Annotated in this window: 1 protein-coding gene; it reads left to right on the forward strand. The window is 48.4% G+C overall.

Annotated features, from left to right (window positions below; all coding sequences use genetic code 11):
* Positions 1-248: anaerobic C4-dicarboxylate transporter family protein (locus P8629_RS12465; protein WP_278166414.1), on the forward strand; the 248-nt coding region annotated here is incomplete at both ends.

The following is a 248-nucleotide window of genomic DNA, read 5'->3' on the forward strand; positions in this document are numbered from 1 at the left end:
TTTTAGCCGTGGTTACTTGTGCGTCGATCCTAGAAGCGGCGGGTGGCTTAAAATACATGCTACAAGTTGCTGAGAAATTGTTACGCCGTAACCCAAAGCAAGTCACCATGATTGCTCCCTTAGTCACCTACACTATGACTTTTCTGCTTGGAACGGGTCATGCGGTTTACTCGATTATGCCGATCATTGGCGATGTCGCATTAAAAAATGGTATTCGTCCCGAACGTCCGATGGCCGCCGCTTCCGTT

The sequence above is a fragment of the Hydrogenovibrio sp. 3SP14C1 genome (assembly GCF_029625905.1).
Lineage (GTDB): Bacteria > Pseudomonadota > Gammaproteobacteria > Thiomicrospirales > Thiomicrospiraceae > Hydrogenovibrio.